The 24,046-nt window shown below is 67.1% G+C and carries 18 protein-coding genes; 15 read left to right on the top strand and 3 right to left on the bottom strand.

Annotated elements, in window-relative coordinates; genetic code table 11:
• Positions 1 to 9: 9 nt before the first annotated feature.
• The 8 genes from nirB to ACLB1G_RS08255 all read left to right on the top strand — a co-directional run bounded on the left by nirB (position 10) and on the right by ACLB1G_RS08255 (position 11,339).
• Positions 10 to 2,550: a nitrite reductase large subunit NirB gene (gene nirB, locus ACLB1G_RS08290; RefSeq protein WP_491626730.1), complete on the top strand. Its 2,541-nt coding sequence runs from the start codon at positions 10 to 12 to the stop codon at positions 2,548 to 2,550.
• A gap of 16 nt (positions 2,551 to 2,566) precedes the next feature.
• Positions 2,567 to 2,914: a nitrite reductase small subunit NirD gene (nirD, locus tag ACLB1G_RS08285; RefSeq protein WP_491626729.1), complete on the top strand. Its 348-nt coding sequence runs from the start codon at positions 2,567 to 2,569 to the stop codon at positions 2,912 to 2,914.
• A 9-nt stretch (positions 2,915 to 2,923) separates the two neighbouring features.
• Complete coding sequence (locus tag ACLB1G_RS08280) at positions 2,924 to 4,138, top strand: NAD(P)/FAD-dependent oxidoreductase (protein WP_491626728.1); 1,215 nt, start codon at positions 2,924 to 2,926, stop codon at positions 4,136 to 4,138.
• A 13-nt stretch (positions 4,139 to 4,151) separates the two neighbouring features.
• Complete coding sequence (locus ACLB1G_RS08275; protein WP_491626727.1) at positions 4,152 to 6,869, top strand: molybdopterin-dependent oxidoreductase; 2,718 nt, start codon at positions 4,152 to 4,154, stop codon at positions 6,867 to 6,869.
• A gap of 51 nt (positions 6,870 to 6,920) precedes the next feature.
• A complete protein-coding gene (locus ACLB1G_RS08270) occupies positions 6,921 to 8,291 on the top strand; it encodes a glutamine synthetase family protein (RefSeq protein ID WP_491626726.1) in 1,371 nt (456 codons plus the stop codon).
• A gap of 168 nt (positions 8,292 to 8,459) precedes the next feature.
• Entirely contained in the window at positions 8,460 to 9,584 is a 1,125-nt protein-coding gene (locus tag ACLB1G_RS08265; protein WP_491626725.1) for an ABC transporter ATP-binding protein, read from the top strand.
• A 10-nt stretch (positions 9,585 to 9,594) separates the two neighbouring features.
• Positions 9,595 to 10,503, top strand: coding sequence for an ABC transporter permease subunit (locus ACLB1G_RS08260; protein ID WP_491626724.1), 909 nt, complete (start codon positions 9,595 to 9,597; stop codon positions 10,501 to 10,503).
• On the top strand, positions 10,500 to 11,339 hold the full coding sequence (locus ACLB1G_RS08255; protein WP_491626723.1) for an ABC transporter permease: 840 nt from the start codon (positions 10,500 to 10,502) through the stop codon (positions 11,337 to 11,339). Before ACLB1G_RS08260 ends, ACLB1G_RS08255 begins: the two co-directional genes overlap by 4 nt.
• 87 nt (positions 11,340 to 11,426) lie before the next feature.
• Here the strand turns inward: ACLB1G_RS08255 and ACLB1G_RS08250 are convergent, their stop codons facing one another.
• Together ACLB1G_RS08250 and pdxR are read right to left on the bottom strand one after the other, a co-directional pair.
• Positions 11,427 to 12,575 (bottom strand): MFS transporter, encoded by a 1,149-nt coding sequence (locus ACLB1G_RS08250; protein ID WP_491626722.1) that lies wholly within the window; start codon positions 12,573 to 12,575, stop codon positions 11,427 to 11,429.
• A complete protein-coding gene (pdxR, locus tag ACLB1G_RS08245; protein WP_491626721.1) occupies positions 12,572 to 14,074 on the bottom strand; it encodes a MocR-like pyridoxine biosynthesis transcription factor PdxR in 1,503 nt (500 codons plus the stop codon). Before pdxR ends, ACLB1G_RS08250 begins: the two co-directional genes overlap by 4 nt.
• Before the next feature lie 96 nt (positions 14,075 to 14,170).
• Between pdxR and ACLB1G_RS08240 the strand changes: the two genes are divergently transcribed.
• From ACLB1G_RS08240 to ACLB1G_RS08210, 7 genes are read left to right on the top strand one after another with little or no spacing between them, the layout of a single operon-like run.
• Positions 14,171 to 14,932 (top strand): gamma-glutamyl-gamma-aminobutyrate hydrolase family protein, encoded by a 762-nt coding sequence (locus ACLB1G_RS08240; RefSeq protein ID WP_491626720.1) that lies wholly within the window; start codon positions 14,171 to 14,173, stop codon positions 14,930 to 14,932.
• 12 nt (positions 14,933 to 14,944) lie between these two features.
• Entirely contained in the window at positions 14,945 to 16,315 is a 1,371-nt protein-coding gene (locus tag ACLB1G_RS08235; RefSeq protein ID WP_491626719.1) for a glutamine synthetase family protein, read from the top strand.
• 27 nt (positions 16,316 to 16,342) lie between these two features.
• A complete protein-coding gene (locus tag ACLB1G_RS08230; protein ID WP_491626718.1) occupies positions 16,343 to 17,797 on the top strand; it encodes an aspartate aminotransferase family protein in 1,455 nt (484 codons plus the stop codon).
• Positions 17,798 to 17,809: 12 nt separating this feature from the next.
• Positions 17,810 to 19,294, top strand: a complete 1,485-nt coding sequence (locus tag ACLB1G_RS08225) for an aldehyde dehydrogenase (protein ID WP_491626717.1) — start codon at positions 17,810 to 17,812, stop codon at positions 19,292 to 19,294.
• Positions 19,291 to 20,667 carry a type III glutamate--ammonia ligase gene (gene glnT, locus ACLB1G_RS08220; RefSeq protein WP_491626716.1) on the top strand — a complete coding sequence of 459 codons (1,377 nt, stop codon included), beginning with the start codon at positions 19,291 to 19,293 and terminating at the stop codon, positions 20,665 to 20,667. The genes ACLB1G_RS08225 and glnT overlap by 4 nt, the downstream gene beginning before the upstream one ends.
• 14 nt (positions 20,668 to 20,681) lie before the next feature.
• Complete coding sequence (locus tag ACLB1G_RS08215; protein WP_491626715.1) at positions 20,682 to 22,019, top strand: glutamine synthetase family protein; 1,338 nt, start codon at positions 20,682 to 20,684, stop codon at positions 22,017 to 22,019.
• 8 nt (positions 22,020 to 22,027) lie between these two features.
• The gene (locus ACLB1G_RS08210; RefSeq protein WP_491626714.1) at positions 22,028 to 23,383 is read left to right on the top strand and encodes an aspartate aminotransferase family protein; all 1,356 of its coding nucleotides are present in this window, start codon (positions 22,028 to 22,030) and stop codon (positions 23,381 to 23,383) included.
• Here the strand turns inward: ACLB1G_RS08210 and ACLB1G_RS08205 are convergent, their stop codons facing one another.
• Entirely contained in the window at positions 23,384 to 23,995 is a 612-nt protein-coding gene (locus ACLB1G_RS08205; protein ID WP_491626713.1) for a glutathione S-transferase, read from the bottom strand.
• Between the last annotated feature and the right edge of the window lie 51 nt (positions 23,996 to 24,046).

Genomic DNA, 24,046 nt, shown 5'->3' with positions numbered 1-24,046 from the left:
GGAACAGTCATGAAGATCATCGTTATCGGCCACGGCATGGTGGGCCACAAATTCCTGGAAAGCCTGGCCAACGGCGGCGCCTCCAACCTGCAGGTCACCGTGCTGTGCGAGGAACCGCGCCCGGCCTACGACCGCGTGCACCTGTCCGAATTCTTCTCGGGGAAATCGGCCGAGGACCTGTCGCTGGTCAAGCCAGGCTTCTTCGACCGCAAGGATACGGAACTGAGTATGGTGCTGCGCCTGAACACCCGCGCCACCGCCATCGATGTGAAGGCCAAGACCGTCACCACCGGCGAAGGCGAGGTCCTCCCCTACGACAAGCTGGTAATGGCCACCGGCTCCTATCCCTTCGTGCCTCCGCTGCCGGGCAAGGACCGCAAGGATTGCTTCGTCTACCGCACCATCGAAGACCTGGAAGCCATGCTGGAATGTGGCCAGCGCGCCAAGTCCGGCGTGGTGATAGGCGGCGGCCTGCTGGGCCTGGAATGCGCCAAGGCCTTGCGCGACATGAAGCTGGACACCCACGTGGTCGAATTCGCGCCGCGCCTGATGGCGGTGCAGGTGGACGATGCCGGCGCCTACGTCCTGCGCCGCAAGATCGAGCAGCTGGGCGTGACTGTCCACACCGGCAAGAACACGACCGCCATCGTCGATGGCGAGAGCGCCACCCACCGCATGGAATTCGCCGACGGCGGCCACCTGGAAGCCGACATGATCGTGTTCTCGGCCGGCATACGCCCGCGCGACATGCTGGCGCGCGAGGCCGGCCTGACCATCGGCCCGCGCGGCGGCATCGAGATCAACAACAACTGCGTCACCTCCGACCCTGACGTGTACGCCATAGGCGAATGCGCGCTGTGGGGCGGCATGATCTACGGTCTGGTGGCGCCCGGCTACGAGATGGCGCGCGTGGCCGCCAAGCACATGCTGGGAGAAGCGGCCGAATTCGCCGGCGCCGACATGAGCACCAAGCTCAAACTGATGGGCGTGGACGTGGCCAGCATCGGCGACCCGCACGCCAAGGCCGAAGGTGCGCGCTCCTACCAGTTCACCGATGAGCGCAAGCAGATCTACAAGAAGATCGTGGTGTCCGACTGCGGGCGTTACCTGCTGGGCGGCGTCATGGTGGGCGACGCGGCCGAATACGGCACCCTGCTGCAAATGATGCTCAACAAGATAGAGCTGCCCGAGTCGCCCGAGTTCCTGATACTGCCGCAGTCGGACGGCGCCGCCAAGCCCGCGCTGGGCGTGGACGCGCTGCCCGACAGCGCCCAGATCTGCTCCTGCAACGACATTTCCAAGGGCGCCCTGTGCAAGGCCGTGGCGGCCGGCGCCACCACCATAGGCGAATTGAAAAGCTGCACCGGCGCCGGCACTTCCTGCGGCGGCTGCGTGCCGCTGGTGACCCAGGTGATGAAGGCCGAGATGGCCAAGCTGGGCATGGAAGTGAACAACCACGTGTGCGAACACTTTGCCTACTCGCGCCAGGAACTGTTCCACCTGATCCGCGTGGGCGGCATCAAGACCTTCAGCGAACTGCTGGCCAGGCATGGCAAGGGCCTGGGCTGCGACGTGTGCAAGCCGCTGGCCGCCAGCATCCTGGCCACCTGCTGGAACGACTTCGTGCTGAAGAAGGAACTGGCCAGCTTGCAGGACACCAACGACTACTTCCTGGGTAACATCCAGAAGGATGGCACCTACTCGGTGGTGCCGCGCATGGCCGGCGGCGAAGTCACGCCTGACGGCCTGATCGCGGTCGGCACCGTGGCCAAGAAATACGGCCTGTACACCAAGATCACGGGCGGCCAGCGAGTCGACCTGTTCGGCGCCCGCGTCGAGCAGCTGCCGCTGATCTGGGAGGAACTGATCGCGGCCGGCTTCGAGTCCGGCCACGCTTACGGCAAGTCGCTGCGCACCGTGAAGTCCTGCGTGGGCTCGACCTGGTGCCGCTACGGCGTGGGCGACTCGGTGGGCCTGGCGGTGGAGCTGGAAAACCGCTACAAGGGCTTGCGTACGCCGCACAAGATCAAGTTCGGCGTGTCCGGCTGCACCCGCGAGTGCGCCGAGGCGCAGGGCAAGGACGTCGGCATCATCGCCACCGAGAAGGGCTGGAACCTGTACGTGTGCGGCAACGGCGGCATGAAGCCGCGCCACGCCGAGCTGATCGCCTCGGACCTGGACAAGGCCACCCTGGTCAAGTACGTGGACCGCTTCCTGATGTTCTACAGCCGCACCGCCGACCGCCTGCAGCGCACCAGCACCTGGCGCGACAACATGGAAGGGGGCCTGGATTACCTCAAGTCCGTCGTCATCGACGACAAGCTGGGCATCGCCGCCGAGCTGGAACAGGACATGCAGCATGTGGTCGATACCTACGCCTGCGAGTGGAAGGCAGCGGTCGAGAATCCCGAGACCCGCAAGCGCTTCCGCCACTTCGTCAACAGCGAACAGGGCGACAACAACGTGCTGTTCATGGAGGAGCGCGGCCAGATCCGTCCGGCCACCGTGGAAGAACGCAAGCGTGTCATCCCCATCGCCGCCATCGCCTGAACACTAGGAGACTCTCATGCACCGCGACATACAAACCGACAACTGGATCTCCATCTGCAGCCTGGACGACATCGTCCCCAACACCGGCGTGTGCGCCCTGGTCAATGGGCGCCAGGTGGCCGTGTTCCATGTGGACGACGGCGGGCCGCGCGTGTTCGCCATCGATAACTACGACCCCAATTCGGACGCCTCGGTGCTGTCGCGCGGCCTGGTCGGCAGCCTGGGCGAGCGCATCGTGGTGGCCTCGCCCATCTACAAGCAGCACTTCGACCTGCAGACCGGCGAGTGCCTGGAAGCGCCCGAGCATTCGGTGGGCACCTATCCGGTGCGCGTGGACGGCGGCATGGTCCTGGTTGGCGCCTGAGAGAGCATCATGAAGCCATCCCTGGTAGTCATCGGCAACGGCATGGCCGGCATGCGCACGGTCGAGGAGCTGCACAAGCTGGCCCCGGACCTGTACCAGATCACCGTGTTCGGCGCCGAGCCGCACGGGAACTACAACCGCATCATGCTGTCGCCGGTGCTGGCCGGCGAGAAGAAGATGGACGACATCATGCTGCATACCCGCGAATGGTATGCCCAGCACGGCATCACCCTGCACGCGGGCGACCCGGTCGAGCGGATAGACCGCCGCCGCCGCATCGTGCGCGCCCGTTCCGGGCTGGAGGTGAAGTACGACCGCCTGCTGATCGCCACCGGCTCCAAGCCCTTCATCATCCCGGTGCCCGGCCACGAGCTGCCGGGCGTGCTGGCCTTCCGCGACATCCAGGATGTGGAAACCATGCTGGCCATGGCGCGCAACCACCGCCACGCGGTGGTGATCGGCGGCGGCCTGCTGGGCCTGGAGGCCGCCAACGGCCTGCAGCGCCAGGGCATGGACGTCACCGTGGTGCATGTCTCCAGCGTGCTGATGAACCAGCAGCTGGACCAGCCGGCCGCCCAGTTGCTGCAAAAGGCGCTGGAAGCCAAGGGCCTGCGCTTCCTGATGAACGCACAGACCGCCGAGATCACGGGACCGGACCGCGTCACCGGGGTGCGCTTCGCCGACGGCAGCACCATCCCGGCCGACCTGGTGGTGATGACGGCCGGCGTGCGCCCCAACATCGCGCTGGCGCAAGCGGCCGGCCTGCATTGCGAACGCGCCATCGTGGTGGACGATACCCTGCAAACCTACGACCCGCGCATCTACGCCGTGGGCGAATGCGTGCAGCACCGTAGCGCCACCTTCGGCCTGGTGGCGCCGATCTGGGACCAGGCGCGCGTGGCCGGCGCCCACCTGGCCGGCGCCGGCCACCGCCGCTACGTGCAGCAAACCTCGCCCACGCGCCTGAAAGTGACCGGGGTTGATTTATACTCGGTGGGCGACTTCATCGGCGGCGAGGGCAGCGAAGACCTGGTGCTGCGCGATCCGCGCCGCGGCGTCTACAAGCGCCTGGTGCTCAAGGACCAGCGCGTGGTCGGCGCGGTGCTGTACGGCGACGTGCAGGACGGCCCCTGGTACTTTGATCTGATCCAGAAGGGCACCGATATCGGTCCTATCCGCCAGCATCTCTTATTCGGCCAGGCCATGTGCGCCCGCGCCGCGTGACAGGAAGACGACAGTGAATTTATCCCAAGCCCATCTTGCAGTCCGTACCACCTGCGCCTATTGCGGCGTGGGCTGCGGCGTCAAGGCCACGCCGCAGGCCGACGGAACGGTCGCCATCGCCGGCGATGTCCTGCATCCCGCCAACCTGGGCAAGCTGTGCGTCAAGGGCTCGGCCCTGGGCGAAACCGTGGGCCTGGAAGGCCGTTTGCTGTATCCGCAGCTGCGCGAGGCCGGCAGCCTGCGCCGGGTCAGCTGGGACCAGGCGCTGGACCACGTGGCCACGCGCTGGCAAGCCATTATCGATGAACACGGTCCTGATGCGGTGGCCCTGTACGTCTCCGGCCAGCTGCTGACCGAGGATTACTACGCGGCCAACAAGCTGATGAAGGGCTATGTGGGCAGCGCCAATATCGACACCAACTCGCGCCTGTGCATGTCGTCCGCCGTGGCCGGCCACAAGCGCGCCTTTGGCGAAGACCTGGTGCCGGTCTGCTATGAAGACCTGGAGCTGGCCGACATGGTGGTGCTGGTCGGCTCCAACGCGGCCTGGTGCCATCCCATCCTGTTCCAGCGCATCGTCAAGGCCAAGGAGGCGCGGCCGCACATGAAGCTGGTGGTGATCGACCCGCGCCGCACCGCCACCTGCGAGCTGGCCGACCTGCACCTGCCGGTGCGCGCCGGCACCGATGTGTGGCTGTTCAACGGCCTGCTCAGCTACCTGGCCCGCATCGGCGCGGTCGATGCGGACTTCGTGGCGCAGCATACCACCGGCCTGGAGGCCGCACTGGCCGCCGCCAACCTCGATTGCAGCGATCCGGCCCAGGTGGCACGCATCTGCCGCGTCGATCCGGCCGCGCTGCTGGAATTCTACGAGGCCTACGCCGCCACCGCCAAAACCATCACCGCCTTTTCCATGGGCGTGAACCAGTCCTCGGCCGGCACCGACAAGGTCAACGCCATCATCAACTGCCACCTGATCGGCGGACGCATCGGCCAGCCCGGTATGGGCCCGTTCTCCATCACCGGCCAGCCCAACGCCATGGGCGGTCGCGAAGTGGGCGGCCTGGCCAATATGCTGGCCGCGCACATGGACCTGGAGCGTCCCGAGCACCGCGAGACCGTGCAGGCGTTCTGGGATGCGCCGCGCATGGCCGACAAGCCGGGCCTGAAGGCGGTCGACATGTTCCGCGCCATCGAGGAAGGCAAGATCAAGGCGGTGTGGATCATGGCCACCAATCCCCTGGTCAGCCTGCCGGACGCCGACCAGGTCAAGCGCGCACTGAGCAAGTGCGAGCTGGTGGTGGCCTCCGACGTGATACAGGATACCGACACCAACGCCTACGCCCACGTGCTGCTGCCGGCCCTGGGCTGGGCCGAGAAGGATGGGACGGTCACCAATTCCGAGCGCCGCATCTCGCGCCAGCGCGCCTTCCTGCCGGCGCCTGGCGAGGCCCTGGGCGACTGGGAGATCATCTCGCGCTTCGCCCGGCGCATGGGCTACCAGGGCTTCGATTACGCATGCCCGCATGACATCTTCGATGAGCACGCGCGCCTGAGCGGCTTCCGCAACGCGCCGGACCAGGTGCCGCGTGCCTTCGACATGTCCGGCCTGGGCGGCCTGACCCAGCGCCAGTACGACGACCTGGAACCGGTGCAGTGGCCCTTGCCGGCCGGCGGCCAGGGTGGCGGCCGCCAGCGTTTGTTTGCCGACGGCCGTTACGCCACGCCGGACGGCAAGGCGCGCTTCGTGGCCACGCCGCCGCGCGCGCCGGCCGGCGTGATCAGCGAGGATTATCCGCTGACCCTGAACACGGGCCGCGTGCGCGACCAGTGGCACACCATGACGCGCACCGGCAAGTCGCCGCGCCTGGCCGACCACATCCCGGAATCCTTCGTCGACATGCACCCGCAGGACGCCCTGCTGAGCGGCGTGCGCGAGGGCGAACTGGCCCGCATCAGCACGGAATGGGGCGCCATGGTGGCGCGCGTGCAGCACGGCGGCGGCATCCCGCGCGGCAGCGTGTTCGTGCCCATCCACTGGAACGGCCAGACTGCCTCCGACGCCCGCGTCGGCGCGCTGGTCAATCCCGTGGTGGACCCGATCTCGGGCGAGCCGGAATTCAAGCACACGCCGGTGCGAGTGGAGCAGTTTCGCGTCAACTGGCATGGCTTCATCCTCAGCCGCGATGAACTCGACCTGGATGAGGTGGCGCACTGGACCCGCATCCAGGGCCGCGATTTCGCCCGTTACGAACTGGCCGGCCGCAATACCATCACCGCTTATGCGCAATGGGCGCGCGAGCTGCTGGGCGTGCAGGACCCGGACGCCGACTGGCTGGAGTACGAGGACCGCACGGCCGGCGTGTACCGCGCCGTGCACGTGGTGGATGACCGCATCGCCCAATGCATCTTCGTGTCGCCGCGCCAGGACATGCCCTCGCGCGCCTGGCTGGCCAGCCTGTTTGCCAAGGACCAGCTGAGCGAAATCGACAGGGTCGGCCTGCTGGTCGGCCAGCCGGTGGAAAAGGGCGCCGACGCCGGCCCCACCGTGTGCTCCTGCTTTGGCGTGGGCCGCAACACCATTTGCGGCGCCATCCGCGAGCAGGGCCTATCCACCGTGCAGCAGGTGACCTCCTGCCTGAAGGCGGGCGGCAACTGCGGCTCCTGCATCCCGGAGATCAAGAAGCTGCTGGTGGAGACCCGCGTCGCCGCCGAGGAAGGGGCCCGTTAAAAACTTGCGATTATGGTAAATTAGGGCTGTCGCGATAGCCGCTGCCCTGACATGCCGATACGAGAAAACTTCACCGATGCCGATATGGACCGCTGGCTCAACGAGAAGCGGGTCACCGAAATCGAATGCCTGGTGCCGGACCTGACCGGCGTGGCGCGCGGGAAGATACTGCCGCGCGCCAAATTCAGCCGCGAGCGCGGCATGCGCATCCCGGAAGCGGTGCTGGGCATGACCGTGACCGGCAACTATCCCACCGACGACCCGGCCTACGACCGCGCCATCTCCAACACCGACCGCGACATGGTGCTGCGCGCCGATCCCAGCACCATCACCGCCGTGCCCTGGGCCAGCGATCCCACCGCCCAGGTGATACAGGATTGCTATTTCGCCGACGGCGCCCTGGTCGATTTTGCGCCGCGCTCGGTGCTGCGGCGCGTGCTCAAGCTGTACGCGGAGCGCGGCTGGAAGCCGGTGGTCGGCCCCGAGCTGGAGTTCTACCTCACCGAGCAGAACACCGATCCCGACCTGCCATTGCGCGCGCCGGTGGGCCGCAGCGGTCGCGCCGAGACCAGCCGCCAGGTGTACAGCATCGATGCGGTGAACGAATTCGATCCGCTGTTCGAGGATATCTACGACTACTGCGAGCTGATGAACCTGGACGTGGACACCCTGATCCACGAAACGGGCGCCGGGCAGATGGGCCTGAACTTCATGCATGGCGATCCGCTGGCCGTGGCCGACCGCGTGTTCTACTTCAAGCGCACCCTGCGCGAGGCAGCCCTCAAGCACGGCATGTATGCCACCTTCATGGCCAAGCCCATGGCGGGCGAACCGGGATCGGCCATGCATGTGCACCAGAGCGTGCGCGATGCCGCCAGCGGCCGCAATATCTTCACGGCCGACGACGGCGCACCCACGCCTGCTTTCAGGCACTACCTGGGCGGACTGCAGCGCTACACCCCGGCCGCCATGGCGCTGACCGCGCCCTACGTCAATTCCTACCGCCGCATCGTGCGCTACACGGCGGCGCCCATCAACCTGCAGTGGGGCATGGACAACCGCACGGTGGGCTTCCGGGTGCCGGTGTCCGGCGTCGAGGAGCGGCGCATCGAGAACCGCATCATCGGCGCCGACGCCAATCCCTACCTGGCCATGGCCGTGACGCTGGCCTGCGGCTACCTGGGCATGGTGGACCAGCTGGAACCCACGCCCATCACCCAGGGCAGCGCCTTCGACCACCCGGCCGAGCTGCCCCAGACCCTGCCGGCCGCCCTGCAGCTGCTGCGCGCCGAGGACCGCTTGCGCCACGTGCTGGGCGAGCGCTTCGTCGACGTGTACGCGGCCATCAAGGACTTGGAACAGCAGGAGTTCATGACCGTCATCAGCCCATGGGAGCGGGAACACCTCTTGCTTCATGTGTGAAGCGGGCGGCCCGGCCTGCGCGGCCTGCGCGGCGCGGCCCGACGTTCCCCAACAAGGACGCTGCATTTATAATCACGGGTTACGTCCCCATATCCGGTGTTTGCCGCCTCCCGCGCGCAAGTGGCTACGACACCATAACCTTTTTGCCATCATTAATTTTTTAATATTATGACGACAGACTCCGGCCAGCCCTTTCTCCTGATACGCAATCTGGTCAAGGAATTTGATGGCGTGCGCGCCGTGAACGATGTGTCGGTCGCCATCAACAAGGGCGAGATCTTTGCCCTGCTGGGCAGCTCGGGCTGCGGCAAGTCCACCCTGCTGCGCATGCTGGCCGGCTTCGAAACCCCGACTTCCGGCGGGATCACGCTGGCCGGCCAGGACATCATCCCGGTGCCGCCCTACCAGCGCCCGATCAACATGATGTTCCAGTCCTATGCGCTGTTCCCGCACCTGACCGTGTGGGACAACATCGCCTTCGGCCTGCGCCGCGACGGCCTGCCGAAAGACGAGATCGCCGCGCGCGTGGACCAGATGCTGGCCCTGGTCCAGCTCAGCCCATATGCCAAGCGCAAGCCGCACCAGCTGTCCGGCGGCCAGCAGCAGCGCGTGGCGCTGGCGCGCAGCCTGGCCAAGCGTCCCCAATTGCTGCTGCTGGACGAGCCGCTGGGCGCGCTCGATAAAAAACTGCGCGAACGCACCCAGATGGAACTGGTGAACATCATCGAGCAGGTCGGTGTGACTTGCGTGATGGTGACCCACGACCAGGACGAGGCCATGAGCATGGCCACCCGCATTGCCGTCATGAGCGCGGGCCGCATCCTGCAGGTCGGCCGGCCCAACGAAATCTACGAAACGCCCAATTGCCGCTTCGTGGCCGACTTCATTGGCAGCGTCAACATGTTCACCGGCAGCGTGACGGTGGATGAGCATGACCACGTGGTGGTGGACAGCGCGGAATGCCGCCACTACGTCCCACACGGCATCACCGGTACCATGGGCATGCCGGTGTCGGTGGCCGTACGTCCGGAGAAGATCAGCATCCAGCTGCAGCCTCCCGAGGAAGCGGCGCGCGCCAGCGCCGCCGAGCGCGATTTCAACTGCGTGCAGGGCGTGCTCAAGGCCACCTCGTATTTCGGCAACGAGACCCATTACACCGTGAAGCTCGATTCCGGCATGGAGCTGAAAGTCTCGCGCACCAATGCCCAGCGCCACGGCGACGCCAGCCTGCAGCGCGACCAGCGCGTGTACGCCTGGTGGGATGGCGCCGACGTGGTCGTGCTGACCAGCTGACGGAGCGGCCATGGACAAGCTCAAACATCTGGCGAGGACGTGGCTGACGGGCCGCGCCGCCGTGATCGCCGTGCCCTTCCTGTGGCTGACGGCCTTCTTCTTGATCCCCTTCCTGATCGTGGCGCGCATCAGCTTCACCGAGACGGAGGAGGGCGGCAATCCCTTCGGCACCCTGATGACGCTGGCCGACGGCATCGTCACCTTCAAGCTGAAGATCGCCAACTACCTGTTCATCCTGCAGGACGACCTGTACGTGCTGACCTATCTCAGCTCGCTCAAGTTCGCTGCCATCACCACGGTGCTGTGCCTGGTGATAGGCTACCCGTTCGCCTACTTCATGGCGCGCGCCAAACCCACCGTGCGGCCGGTGCTGCTGATGATGGTGATGCTGCCGTTCTGGACCTCGTTCCTGCTGCGTATCTACGCCTGGAAGGGCATCCTGGCCAATGCCGGCCTGCTCAACAACTTCCTGATCGGGATAGGCGTGATCCATGAACCCATCCACATGATGAACACCCAGTTCTCGCTCATCGTCGGCATGGTGTACGCCTATCTGCCCTTCATGATCTTGCCGCTGTACGCCAACCTGGTGAAGATGGATATCCGCTACCTGGAGGCGGCGGCCGACCTGGGGGCGACGCCGCTGCAGGCCTTCTGGCGCATCACGGTGCCGCTGTCCAAGTCCGGCATCATCGCCGGCTCCATGCTGGTGTTCATTCCGGCCGTGGGCGAGTACGTCATCCCCGAGCTGCTGGGCGGCCCGGAAACGCTGATGATAGGCCATGTGCTGTGGGATGAATTCTTCACCAATAACGACTGGCCCATGGCTTCGTCGGTGACGGTGGTGGTGATCCTGCTGATCCTGGTGCCGATGGCCATCTTCAACAAGTACAAGGCGGAGCAGGAGGCGCGCGCATGAACAACTTGATACAACGCTGGTTCGGGCGCGGCTGGCTGTCGCTGGGCTACCTGTTCCTGTACCTGCCGATACTGGTGCTGATCGTGTTTTCCTTCAACAGCTCGCGCCAGGACATGGCGTGGTCGGGCTTCTCGCTGCGCTGGTATGCGGAGCTGATGAACGACACGGAAATCATCAGCGGCTTCGGCCTGTCCCTGCGCATCGCGCTGGGCACGGCCTGCGCCTCGGTCATCCTGGGCACATTTGCCGCCTTTGTCCTGAACCGCTACCAGCGCTTCACGGGCCGCACCCTGTTCTCCGGCATGGTGAGCGCGCCGCTGGTGATGCCGGAGGTGATCATTGGCCTGTCGCTGCTGCTGATGCTGGTGTCGGTGCAGAAGGTGTTCGGATTCCCCGAGCGCGGCGCCCTGACCATCTGGCTGGGCCATTGCCTCTTGGGCATGGCCTACGCGGCGGTGGTGGTGCAATCGCGGCTGCAGGAGATGAACAAGTCGCTGGAGGAGGCGGCCATGGACCTGGGCTGCAAGCCGCACCAGGTGTTCTTCCTGGTCACGCTGCCCAACATTACCCAGGCCCTGGGTTCGGCGTGGCTGCTGACCTTCACCCTGTCGCTGGACGACGTGGTGTTGTCGGCCTTCCTGTCCGGCCCCGGTTCCTCGACCATGCCCATCGTGATCTTCTCGCGCGCCCGCCTGGGCCTGGACCCGCGCGTGAATGCGGTGGCGGCGCTGACCATCCTGGCGGTGTCGATAGGCGTGATCGCCTCCAGCCTGGTCATGGCGCGCAATGAGCGTTTGCGCCAGAAGCAAATCGCGGCGGCAGCGAAAGCCGGCTAAACGCCTACTCAGCATGGACTGCCGCCTGCGCGGCAGTGACGTATCAACGCCCCGTGGACCAGACGTCGCTGCCGCGCACGCGGCAGCCTATGCTGAGCTAACTGGCCTGCGGCCCTCCCACCACGCGCCGCCCAGGAACAGCAGCACCCCCGCCAGCAGCACGCCCGGCAGCGCATCCACTCCCCAGTTCTGCATCAGCACCCCGGTCAGCAAAGGCCCGCCGCTGCTGGCGACGCCCCACGAGGCATTGACGGCCGCGCTGGCCGCCACCAGCGACTGCCCTTCAAAGCGCTGCCCGCAGGCCACCAGCGACAGCATATAGATCGCGCCGGCCGCCGCGCCCAGCATCAGCAGCACGGGCCACCACAGCCAAGGCGTCCCCGCCGCGGTTGGCAGCAGCGGCAGCAGCAGGCACACGGCGATGCCGCAGCCCACATGCACGCGGCGCCTGCCCACCTTGTCGGCCAGCCAGCCGAAGAAAAACTGCAGCGCCGTATCGCCCACCAGTACCGCCGTGGCCGACAGCAGCGCCAGCTCCAGCGCCATGCCATGCCGGATCGCATACAGCGGCAGCAGGCTCAAGGCCAGGGTGTCGAACAGGGCGAAGAATCCGGCGCCCAGCACGATCATCGGGATGCGAGGCAGCATGGCCAGCCAGGGCACGTGCGGCCCGTCGTCCTCCTGGACCCGGCCGCCGCCGACCAGGCCCAGGCCCGGCAAGGCCAGCAGGAACAAGGCCCCGCAAGCCGCGAATGGTAGCGCGATCCGGCCTTCCAGCGCCGCCACCAGGGCCGGTCCCACCAGCTGGAACAGGGTGAAGCTGGTGGTGTACAGGGCCACCACCCGCCCGCGCGACTCGCGCGGCGCCAGCCGGTTGACCCAGGCCTCGCCGATGGTGAACAGCACGCCCATGGCGGCGCCAAACACCAGCCGCAGCGCCACCCAGGCCGGCACGCTGGCGGTGCAATCCATCAGCGCGGTCGAGATGGCGGCCGCCAGCACCGCGTACACCATGCTGGCGCGGGCGCCGTGCGCCGCCACCCAGCGCGACACGAAGGGCGCCGCCGCCAGGATGCCGAGTGCGCCGGCCGCCGTGATCATGCCGATCAAGTCCGTGCCCACGCCGCGCCGGTCCAGCACCAGCGCCGTCAGCGGCACGGTGGCGCCCAGGCCCAGCCCGACCACGCCTATGCTGGCCACCAGGGCGCTGAAATCCCGCCAAGGCACCGTCTTCATCGCAGGCCCGCCTCGATCACGGACGCCAGCAGGCGGCCGTAGTGGACGATTTTTTCCGTGGCGCAGTAGGCGTAGCCCACCAGCAGCCCGCGCCGAGGCGGCGCCACCAGGTAGTAGGAAGACAGCGCCTTGACCTGTATGCCCGATTCGGCGGCCAGCTGTTCCAGCGCCACGTCGTCCACCTGGTCCGGCAGCTCCACCACCAGGTGCAGGCCGGATTCCTCGCTGGAGATGGCCACGCGCCCGTGCAGGCGCGCGCCCAGCTGGCCGGCCAGGGTGCGGCGCAGCAGCTCGCGCCGCGCGCCGTAGGTCTGGCGCAGCTTGCGGATGTGGGCAGTGAAGTGGCCCAGCGCGATGAAGTCGGCCAGCGCCGCCTGCACCATCAGCTGGCCGGGCCGCTGCAAGTCGTACAGCGCGCTCTTGAAGCCCGGCGCCAGGGCCGGCGGCACCACCAGGTAGCCGACCTTGATGCCGGGGTAGAGCACCTTGGAGAAGGTGCCCATGTAGAGCACCCTTTCATCCGTGTCCAGGCCCTGCAGCGCGGCCAGCGGGCGGCCCGTGTAGCGGAATTCGCTGTCGTAGTCGTCCTCCAGTATCCAGGCCTGCTTGCGCACCGCCACCTCCAGCAGCTCGCGGCGCCGCGCCAGGCTCATGACGGCGCCGGTCGGATACTGGTGCGAGGGCGTGACGTAAATCAGGCGCGGCGCGGTGGCCAGGTCGGCCGGGCGCAGCGCCATGCCATCGCTGTCCACCGTGACCGGATGCAGCTTCAGTTCGCGCGCCTGGAACACGCGCCGCGCGCCCCAGTAGCAGGGATCCTCGACCCAGGCGGTGTCGCCCACGTCGGCCAGCAGCTGGGCGCACAGGTCCAGTGACTGCTGGGTGCCGCCGGTGATCAGCACCTGCTCCACCGACACCTTGACCGAGCGCGAGATGCGCAGGTAGTCGGTGATGGCCTGGCGCAGCGGCAGGTAGCCGCCCGACTGGCCGTAATCGAGCAGGTCGGCGCGCGCCTCGCGCCATACGCGGTTCTGCAGGCGCTGCCACAGCTTGAACGGAAACGAGGAAAAGTCCGCGTCGCCCGGCGCCATGGGCTGGATCTCGTAGCGCGCTCCGGCCGCGAACGCGGTCAGTTCGCGGCCCCGCCGCGACAGCATGGCCGGGCAAGCGGAAGCGCCGCGCGCCGCCTGCTGGCGCGCGCCATCGCCGCGCATGCTGGCGCTGTGGGCCCGCAGGTCGGCCACGTAGGTGCCGCTGCCGGGACGGCTGGCGACATAGCCCTCGGCCGCCAGCTGCTCGAAGGCCGCGATCACGGTGTTGCGGGCGATGCCCAGGTCGCGCGCCAGGTCGCGGCTGGAGGGCAGCTTGCTGCCGGCCGCCAGCCGTTCCTGGTGGATGGCGGCCTTGGCTGCTTCGTACAGGCGGCGCTGCTGTGGCAGGCGGGAATGGAAGCCGGGCAGGGCCAGGGTCTGGGCCAGCAGCCCGGTGGCGGCGTGCATGATCAAAGTGGTTCTATCAAATAACAACAAGTGGCACTGACAATGATACCAAATTGGGCATATGATTAACTAAAATTCATGCTTGGACGGAGAGTTATGAGCAGTCCCATAGTTCTGGTGCCTGCCTGCATACGGCAGATCGGCGCCCACGCCAACCACACGGCCCAGCTCAAGTACGTGGCCGCCGTGGCCGACGGCGCCCGCTGCGCGCCCCTCATCATTCCGGCGCTGGGCGCCGCCACCGATACCGCAGCGCTGCTCGATGCGGCGCACGGCATCCTGCTCACCGGTTCCCCCTCCAACGTGCACGCCAGCCTGTACGGCCAGGATTTGCTGGATCCTTCCCTGCCGCTGGACCAGGCGCGCGACGCCACCACCCTGCCGCTGATACGCGCGGCGCTGGAGCGCGGCCTGCCGCTGATGGCGATCTGCCGCGGCTTCCAGGAAGTGAACGTGGCGCTGGGCGGCACCCTGCACCAGGCCGTGCACCAGGTGGCCGGCATGGCCGATCACCGCGAGAACAAGGAACACACGCTGGAGCAGCAGTACGCGCCTGCGCACCGGGTGCGCCTGGAGCCGCAGGGCCTGATGGCGCGCATCCTCGGCGGCGTGGAATACATCATGGTCAACTCCCTGCACGGCCAGGGCGTGGACCGGCTGGCGCGCGGCCTGGCCGTGGAGGCGCGCGCCGACGACGGCCTGGTGGAAGCCTACCGCGTGCAGCATGCGCCGGGCTTCACGCTGGCGGTGCAGTGGCACCCCGAATGGCGCCTGGCCGATAATCCGGATTCGATCAAGCTGTTCCAGGCGTTCGGCGATGCGTGCCGGCGCTACCAGGCCACCACCAAGAAAAACTGACGAGGCAATACCATGGCAATACGCGAAGGCTTTACCTATACCGACATGGACCTGTGGCTGAACGAGAAGCGGGTCACCGAAATCGAATGCCTGGTGCCGGACCTGACCGGCGTGGCGCGCGGGAAGATACTCCCGCGCGGCAAATTCACCCAGGAGCGCGGCATGCGCATTCCGGAGGCGGTGCTGGGCATGACCGTGACCGGCAACTACCCGACCGACGATCCGGCCTACGACCGCGCCATCTCCAACACCGACCGCGACATGATATTGCGCGCCGACCCCACCACCATCACCATGGTGCCGTGGGCCACCGATCCCACCGCGCAGGTGATACACGACTGCTATTTCGCCGACGGCCGGCTGGTCGATTTTGCCCCGCGCTCGGTGCTGCGCCGGGTGCTCAAGCTGTATGCGGACAAGGGCTGGAAGCCGGTGGTGGCGCCGGAACTGGAGTTCTACCTGACCGCCAAGAACAGCGATCCCGACCTGCCGCTGCGCCCGCCCATCGGCCGCAGCGGCCGCGCCGAGACCAGCCGCCAGGTCTACAGCATAGACGCCGTCAACGAATTCGATCCCCTGTTCGAGGACATCTACGACTATTGCGACATGATGAACCTGGACGTGGATACCCTGATCCACGAAATCGGCGCCGGCCAGATGGAAATCAACTTCCTCCATGGCGAGCCGCTGGGCCTGGCCGACAAGGTGTTCTACTTCAAGCGCACCCTGCGCGAGGCGGCGCTCAAGCACGACATGTACGCCACCTTCATGGCCAAGCCCATGGCGGGCGAGCCGGGATCGGCCATGCACGTGCACCAGAGCGTGGTGGATGCGAAGACTGGCCTGAACATCTTCAGCAACGAGGACGGCTCCGCCTCGCCGCTGTTCAAGCACTACATCGGCGGCCTGCAGCGCTACATGCCGAGCGCCATGGCCATCGTCGCGCCCTACGTGAATTCCTACCGCCGCATCGTGCGCCACACGGCCGCCCCCATCAACATCCAGTGGGGCATGGACAACCGCACCGTGGGCTTCCGGGTGCCGGAATCGGGCGTGCAGGACCGGCGCGTGGAAAACCGCATCATCGGCGCCGACGCCAATCCCTACCTGGCCCTGGCCGTGACGCTGGCCTGCGGCTACCTGGGCATGGTGGACCGCCTGGAACCCACGCCCATGACCACCGACAGCGCCTATGACCTCAAGGTCGAGCTGCCGCAAGGCCTGCCCGAGGCGCTCAGTCTGCTGCGTCCCGAGGACCGGCTGCGCCAGGTGCTGGGCGAGCGCTTCGTCGACGTCTACGCCGCCATCAAGGAACTGGAACACCAGGAATTCATGACCGTGATCAGCCCGTGGGAGCGCGAGCACCTGCTGCTGCACGTCTAAGCCATCTTCAACGAACCAGGAGCCATCATGTCCCAGCATCCCCTGGCGCCCAGCGCCGCACTGGTCGCATCGGTCAAGAGTCCCGCGGCGCGCCAGGAACTGTACGACACCGCCGCCATCCAGAAGATGGACTCGGACCACTACCTGCACCCGTTCACCGACTTCAAGCAGCTGAATGAACGCGGCGCGCGCGTGATGGTGCGCGGCGAGGGCGTCTACCTGTGGGATTCGGAAGGCAAGAAGCTGCTGGACGGGATGTCCGGCCTGTGGTGCGTGAACGCGGGCTATGGCCGCACCAGCATCTCGGAGGCGGTGTACCGCCAGATGGAGACGCTGCCCTTCTATAACAGCTTCTTCAACACCACCAACGTGCCGGCCGCGCGCCTGGCCGCCAAGCTGGCCGAGATCTCGCCGCCGCAGTTCAGGCATGTCTATTTCACCGGATCCGGCTCAGAGGGCAACGACACCAACCTGCGCATGGTGCGGCGCTACTGGGACGTGCTGGGATACCGGGAGCGGCACACCATCATCAGCCGCCACAACGCCTACCACGGCAGCACCGTGGCCGGCGCCTCGCTGGGCGGCATGAGCGCCATGCACGCCCAGGGCGGGCTGCCGATACCGGGCGTGGTGCACATCGGCCAGCCCAACTATCTGGAATCCGGCCAGGGCATGAGCGAGGACCAATTCGGCATCGTGGCCGCGTCCTGGCTGGAGCAGAAAATCCTGGAAGTGGGCCCGGACAAGGTGGCCGCCTTCATCGGCGAGCCGGTACAGGGCGCCGGCGGCGTGGTGATCCCGCCGCGCAGCTACTGGCCCGAGATCCAGCGTATCTGCGACAAGTACGGCGTGCTGCTGATTGCCGATGAAGTGATCTGCGGCTTCGGACGGCTGGGCACCTGGTTCGCTTCCGAGCTGTTCGGCATCAAGCCTGACCTGATTACCTTCGCCAAGGGCGTCACCTCCGGCTACGTGCCGCTGGGCGGGGTGCTGGTGGGCGACCGCGTGGCCGACGTGCTGATCGGCCAGGGCGGCGAGTTCGAACACGGTTTCACCTATTCCGGCCATCCGGTGGCCTGCGCGGCGGCGCTGGAAAACATCCGCATCATCGAATCGGAAGGCCTGGTGCGGCAGGTGGCCGAGGACACCGGCCCCTACCTGAAGCAGCGCTTCGCCAGCCTGGCCGACCATCCGCTGGTGGGCTACACCGACAGCTGCGGCTTCGTCGCCGGCCTGAACCTGGTGCGCCGCAAGGGCGCCACCGTGCACGAAAATGAATACTTCGATCCGGCGCTGGCGGTCGGCATGGTGTGCCGCGGCCATATGTTCAACAACGGCATGATCATGCGCGCCGTGGGCGACCGCATGATCATCGCGCCGCCGCTGGTGCTGACGCGGGCGCAGATCGACGAGATGGTGGCGCTGATACGCCACTGCCTGGACCTGACTTACGACGACGTGCGCCAGCGCGGCTTGATCTGAACCGGAGCTTACATGACTGACACCAACTGGCATGAGCGCGCGGCAGCCGCCGTGTGCGATGGACGCGCCCTGATTGAAGGGCGGCGCGTATGGGCGGCGGACGGGCAGCAGTTCGAGAACCTGTCGCCGGTGGATGGCCGCTCGCTGGGCCTGGTGGCGCGCTGCGGCGCGGCCGACGTGGACGCCGCCGTGGCTTCGGCCCGCGCCGCCTTCGAGGACCGGCGCTGGGCCGGCCAGGCGCCGGCCCGGCGCAAGCGCGTGCTGGTCAGGTTCGCCGACCTGGTGCTGCAGTACGGCGCGGAACTGGCGCTGCTGGAGACACTGGACATGGGCAAGCCGATCAAGTACAGCCAGAGCGTGGACGTGGCCTCCACCGCCAACTGCCTGCGCTGGTACGGCGAGGCCATCGACAAGATCTACGACCAGATCGCGCCCACGGCCGACAGCAGCCTGGCGCTGGTCACGCGCGAGCCGGTCGGCGTGGTGGCCGCCATCGTGCCCTGGAACTACCCCATGATCATGGCGGCCTGGAAGATCGCGCCGGCACTGGCGGCCGGCAACAGCGTGGTGCTCAAGCCGTCCGAAAAGTCGCCGCTGACGGCGCTGCGCCTGGCCGAGATCGCGCTGGAGGCGGGCCTGCCGCCCGGCGTGTTCAACGTCCTGCCCGGCTATGGCCAGGAGGCTGGCGCCGCGCTGGCCCTGCACATGGACGTGGACTGCATAGGCTTCACCGGCTCCACCCGCACCGGCAAGCAGATCGTGCAGATGGCGGGCCAGTCCAACCTGAAGCGGGCCTGGACCGAGTTGGGCGGCAAATCCGCCAACATCGTGTGCGCCGACTGCCCGGACCTGGACGCGGCGGTGGCGGCCGCCATCGGTTCCATCTATTTCAACCAGGGCGAGAGCTGCAATGCGCCGTCGCGCCTGTTCGTGGAGGAATCCATCAAGGAGCGCTTCCTGGAAAAGGCCCTGGCCATGGTGCCGGACTACGCGCCCGGCGATCCGCTGGACGAGAACACCGTGATGGGCGCCATCGTGGACGCCACCCAGCTCCAGACCGTGATGGGCTATATCGAGGCCGGCAAGGCCGATGGCGCCAGGCTGCTGGCCGGCGGCGCCCGGGCCCGCGTGGATTCCGGCGGCTACTACGTGCAGCCCACGCTGTTCGACGGCGTGGACAGCGGCATGGCCATCGCCCGCGAGGAAATCTTCGGCCCGGTGCTGTCCGTGCTGGCCTTTACCGATGTGCGCGACGCCGTGCGGCAGGCCAACGCCACGCCCTATGGCTTGCAGGCTGCCGTGTGGAGCGCCAACCTGAGCAAGGCGATCCAGACCGCGCGGGCCTTGCGCGCCGGCACCGTGCACGTCAACCAATACGATGGCGACGACATCACCGTGCCCTTCGGCGGCTACAAGCAGTCCGGCAATGGCCGCGACAAATCGCTGCACGCCTTCGACAAGTACACCGAGCTGAAAACCACGTGGATACAGCTATGAGCCCGGCAGTCAGCCATGCGGTGAACCATGTGGTGAACCATGCACTGAGCCATGCAGTGGAACAGCTGCGCGAACGCGGCATAGATTACGTCTATGCACAGTTCACCGACATCCACGGCGCCGCCAAGGGCAAGCTGGTACCGCTGGCCCACCTGGATAGCATCGTCCATCCCGGCGCCGGCTTTTCCGGTCCCTCGATCTGGGGCACGGGACTGCCGCGCAATGGCCCGCGCTCGGAATACTACGGGCGCGCCGACCTGTCCACCCTGCAGCCCATGCCCTGGCTGCCCGGCTATGCGCGCGTGGTGCTGGACGGGTACGTGGCGGGCCTGCCCTTTGAACTCTGCCCGCGCCGGATATTGCGGCGCCAGGTGGAACGGCTGGCGCAGCGCGGCTGGACCCTGAACGCCGGCCTGGAACCGGAATTCTTCCTGCTGCAGCCAGGTCCCGCCGGCTACGACGCCGAGCCGGGCGACATGCTGGACAAGCCATCCTACGACACCCGGAGCCTGCTGCGCCGCCGCGAGTTCCTCACGCGCCTGGCCGCCTGCCTGGATGCCTGCGGCCTGGACGTGTTCCAGATCGACCACGAGGACGCCAGCGGCCAGTTCGAAGTCAACTACCGCTACGCCGATGCGCTCAAGGCGGCCGACAACTTCATGCTGTTCAAGATGGCGGCCCAGCACATCGCGGAGGAGCAGGGCCTGCTGTTCTCCATGATGCCCAAGCCCTTTGCCGACCGTCCCGGCAGCGGCCTGCATTTCCACCTGTCGCTGGCGGACGGCGAGGGCAGGGCGCTATTCTCCGGCGCCGAGGATGCGCAAGGTTTGGGCCTGTCGCCGCTGGCCTGTCACTTCCTGGCCGGGCTGCTGCACCATGCGCCCGCGCTGACGGCGCTGTGCGCGCCCACGGTGAACTCGTACAAGCGCCTGATGTGCGGCCAGTCGCTGTCCGGCACCAGCTGGGCGCCGGCTTATATCGGCTACGGCGACAACAACCGCACCACGGTGGCGCGCGTGGTCGCCCAGCGTATCGAGTGGCGCCTGCCGGACAGTTCCGCCAATCCCTACCTGGCGCTGGCTGCAGTGATCGCGGCCGGGCTGGATGGCGTGGACCGCGCCCTGCAGCCGGCCGCGCCGGTCAACGAGGACATCTACGAGATGGGCGCGCAGCGCCGGGCGGAGCTGGGCTTGCGCCTGCTGCCGCAGAACCTGGGACTGGCGGTGGAAGCGCTGCGTCTGGATGATATCCTGTGCCAGTCGCTGGGGACGGCCTTCAGCGCTGAATTCAGCGCCCTCAAGTCGGCCGAATGGCTGGAGTACAGCCAGCACGTGAGCGCGTGGGAGACCGCACGCTATCTGGATCGTTTCTGAAACGGGAGACTAGCATGAGCCAGGCGATGCGCGATTTTCTGCGCGAGCACAATATCCACGAAGTCGAATGCGTGATCGCCGACATGACCGGCATCGCACGCGGCAAGATACTGCCCAAGGACCTGTTCCTCTCCGAGGGCGAGATGCGCCTGCCCAAGAGCGTGCTGCTCAACACCGTCAACGGCGAGCAGCCCAACAACACGCCCTATGTGGGCGCCACCGATCCGGACATGATCTGCGTGCCGGACCTGGCCACCCTGCGCCAGGTGCCGTGGGCCGCCGAGAACGTGGCGCTGGTGATACACGACTGCCAGAATTTCGACGGCAGTCCGGTCGGACTGTCGCCGCGCGCCGTGCTGCGCAGGGTGCTGGCGCTGTATGCGGAGCGCGGCTGGCAGCCGGTGGTGGCGCCGGAGATGGAGTTTTACCTGGTGGCGCGCAGCAGCAATCCGCACGAGCCGCTGGTGCCGCCGCTGGGCCGCAGCGGCAAGACCGAGTCGGGCCGCCAGTCGTATTCCATCGACGCCGTGAACGATTTCGATCCCTTCTTCCTGGAGCTGTCCACCTTCTGCAAGCAGCACCAGCTGGGCGTGGAAACCCTGATCCATGAAGCTGGCGCCGGGCAGATGGAAATCAACTTCACCCACGGCGAAGCGCTGGAGCTGGCCGACCGCGTGTTCCTGTTCAAGCGCGCCGTGCGCGAGACGGCGCTACGGCACGGCATCTTCGCCACCTTCATGGCCAAGCCCATGGAGACGGAGCCGGGCAGCGCCATGCACATCCACCAGAGCGTGATCGAGACCGGCGGCGGCAACAACATCTTCACCCAGGCCGACGGCCAGGCCAGCGAACGCTTTTTCCACTACATCGCCGGGTTGGAGAAGTACACGGCGGCCGCCACCCTGCTGTTGGCGCCGCACGTCAATTCCTACCGGCGCCTGTCGCGCTTCATGTCGGCGCCCACCAATGTGCACTGGGGCTATGACAACCGCACCTGCGGCTTCCGCATCCCGAATTCGGCGCCCGTCAACCGGCGCGTGGAAAACCGGGTGCCGGGCGTGGACGTCAATCCCTACCTGGCCATGGCGGCCACCCTGGCCTGCGGCTACCTGGGCATGATGGAAGAACTGCAGCCCTCGGCGCCGACTGCGGACAGCGCCGAACATGTGCACGACCAGCTGCCGCGCAACCTGGAGGACGCCATCCTGCGCCTGCGCGAGTGCAAGCCGCTCAGCGACATCCTGGGCGAGCAGTTCGTGCGCGCCTTCTGCGAGGTCAAGGAGCTGGAATTCGCCACCTACAGCCGCGTCATCAGCTCGTGGGAGCGCGAGCATCTGATGCTGCTGGTCTAGGAGGGCGCATGACACGTATGGGCATCAACTGGGAGCGGGCGCAGGCGCTGATGCAGCGCGTACGCGCCGACTTCATCGCACGCCACCCGATATCGGCCGCGCTGGCCCGGCGCGGTGCGCAGCACCTGCTGTTCGGCGTGCCCATGCACTGGATGAACGACTGGTCCACGCCGTTCGCCCTGACCGTGGCTGACGCCAGCGGCGCCCGTTTCCGCGACGTGGACGGCCACGAGTACATCGATTTCTGCCTGGGCGACACCGGCGCCATGTTCGGCCACTCGCCGGAACCGGTGGCGCACGCCATCGCGCGCCAGGCCAGCCGCGGCTACACGGCCATGCTGCCGTCCGAGGATGCGGCGCCGGTGGCCGAGGAATTGGCGCGCCGCTTCGGCCTGCTGTACTGGCAGTTCGCGTTGTCGGCCTCGGACGCCAACCGCTTCGTGCTGCGCTGGCTGCGCGCCGCCAGCGGGCGCAGCAAGATCCTGGTGTTCAACGGCTGCTACCACGGCACCGTGGACGATGTGTTCGTGGACTTGCAGGATGGCCGGCCGGTGCAGCGCGACAGCCTGCTGGGCCAGGTCCATGCGCTCACGGAACACACGCGGGTAGTGGAGTTCAACGACTTGCAGGCGCTGGAAGCGGCGCTGGCCGACGGCCAGGTGGCCTGCGTGCTGGCCGAGCCGGTGATGACCAATATCGGCATGGTGCTGCCGCAGCCGGGTTATTGGGAAGCTGCACGGGCTATCATGCGCCGCCACGGCGCGCTGCTGGTGATCGACGAGACCCACACCATCAGCAGCGGTCCGGGCGGCTATGCGCGGGAACATGGATTGCAGCCGGATGCGCTGGTGCTGGGCAAGCCAATCGGTGGCGGCGTGCCCTGCGCCGTGTACGGCTTCACGGCCGAGCTGGCGGCGCGCGTGGAGCAGGCCAAGCGCGGTGCGCCGCCCGGCCATTCCGGCGTCGGCACCACGCTGAGCGCCAATATGTTCGCCATGGCCGCCATGCGCGCCAACCTTGAGCAGGTGATGACGGCGCCGGCCTATGAGCGCATGGTCGCGCTGGCGGCGCGGCTGGCGGAGGGCTTGCGCGGCGTGATCGCGCGGCGCGGCTTGCCGTGGTGCGTGACCCAGGTCGGCGCGCGCACCGAGTTCCAGTTTGCCGCCACGCCGCCGCGCAATGGCAGCGAGGCTGGCGCGGCCCTGGACAGCGAACTGGAACAGCTCATCCACCTGTACCTGCTCAACCGCGGCCTGCTGATCACGCCCTTTCACAACATGCTGCTGGTCTGCCCGCAGACCGGCGAGGACGATGTGGACTTGCTGCTGTCCCAATTCGACGCCTGCTGCGGCGAGCTGGTTTGATCAAACAGGGGGCGTGTCCACGAATACCGGCAGGGCCTCCAGGGCGGCCGTGTAGGCGGCCAGTGCCGGGAAGCGCTGCGCTGGCGCGTGCTGCGGCAGCAGCAGCTGCGTGAACGACCAGGCCACGGCGATGGTCAACTCGGCCAGTCCCAGTGCGGCTTCCGAGCCGGGGATGGGCAGCTCGGCCACTTCCCGTTCCAGCTCCGTGCAGGCGGCCAGCAGTTGCTGGGCGACGCGCTCCACCCACGGGGCGTGGCGCTTGTCCTGCGGGCGCTTGTCCTCGTAGACGATCTGCACGGACTTTTCGCAGGCCGCCAGCGCCAGGCCCAGCAGGCGATAGGCCTGCAGCCGCCGCGCCGGTTCGGCCGGGATCAGCACATGGCCGTTGGCTGACAGCGGCGCCAGGTAGTCGAGGATCAGGCTGGAATCCATCAGCACCTGGCCATCGTCCAGCACCAGGGTGGGCGCCTTGACCACGCTGTTGATCTGCCTGAACTGCTCGTAGGTGCTGAACACGGAGATGGAGTGGTGTTCGAACTCCAGGCCCAGCAGCTTCATGCCGATGGCGGTGCGCCGCACGTATGGGGAATCCAGCATGCCGATCAGTTTCATTCATTCCTCCGTTAGAATCGCTATCAATCCGTACCAGTCTAAGCATGCCGG

Source organism: Duganella kummerowiae, assembly GCF_053572355.1.
Note: the sequence above shows the minus strand (reverse complement) of the source record. Positions and strands in the feature narration are given on the sequence as shown.